General features: G+C 44.5%; 1 protein-coding gene and 1 pseudogene. One reads left to right on the top strand and one right to left on the bottom strand.

Translation table 11 applies throughout. The features are described 5' to 3' along the window. Positions 1-119 (top strand): annotated as a pseudogene (locus ACWHAR_RS24090) (phage holin family protein); the annotation flags it as partial. Between the two features lie 28 nt (positions 120-147). Here the strand turns inward: ACWHAR_RS24090 and ACWHAR_RS24085 are convergent. Further along, a partial coding sequence (locus tag ACWHAR_RS24085) for an MFS transporter (protein WP_452088059.1) occupies positions 148-948 on the bottom strand: 801 nt, incomplete at its 5' end.

Genomic DNA, 948 nt, shown 5'->3' with positions numbered 1-948 from the left:
TTATGGGTGACAGCTTTCAAATCGACGGCTTCGGCACAGCGATATGGGCATCCGTTATCCTGTCGGTCTTCCATTTGCTGATTCAAAAAGGCATTTTAGAGCCGCTTAGAAAAAAATAAAAAAAAGCTGCCCGCAAAGGCAGCTTTTTTACATGTGGTGCTTTTTTTGTTTCGTGCGCTTCTGCGGCGAAAACATTGGCGGAAGAAGGCAAAAGCTCAATGCGGCAAATCCAAGGCCTAGGAGGCTAAAGGACATGGCAGACGGCATCATTGTGAGCAAGTAGGCAGATACCATCGGACCTGCTGCCATGCCTGTATATCGGATAAAGTTAAACATTCCGATTGCACTCCCTCTGTTGTGCTCAAATTCATTAGTAATCATTGTAGAGTACAAGGGAGGAATAACCCCCATCGAGATGCCAAACAGTGCCAGCGTCAGAGCCATGAGAACGAGAGAAACGGAATGTGTAACAGCAAATAAAATGATGCTGCAGGCGGCAATCACATTGCTTCCGATAAACAAGGTGTGCAGCCCGATTTTTGCCTGTATTCTTTTAAACAGAAACGTACCTGCAATCGTGCTCAGCGCCAGCGGCAAATATAACAGTCCTGCTATACCCACATCTATATGGTAATGCTCTGTCAGCAATATTGGGAGGTAGACAATTACTGCAAAATAAATGAAAAAGAGAACAAAACTTAAAGTCAAAATGACGTTCCCTGTTCGATTTGTAAATATTGATTTATAATGAGCGAACACATTGCCTTTGGCTTGCTGCATAGATTCAGTTGGAGAATCTTTAGGAAAGGTGATGCTGTTTGTCACCAGCAAAACGATAGAGATGGCCGCAAGTATCCAAAAAATCCCTTCGTATCCGGCTGCTCCGCCTATGAATCCTCCTAGAACTGGAGCAATAGCCGGTGCGACAGACAGGAGCATTTGATACGT

It is taken from the genome of Bacillus sp. LR--39, assembly GCF_053613335.1.
The sequence above is the reverse complement of the archived record's forward strand: the minus strand, read 5'-3'. Positions and strand labels throughout refer to the sequence as shown.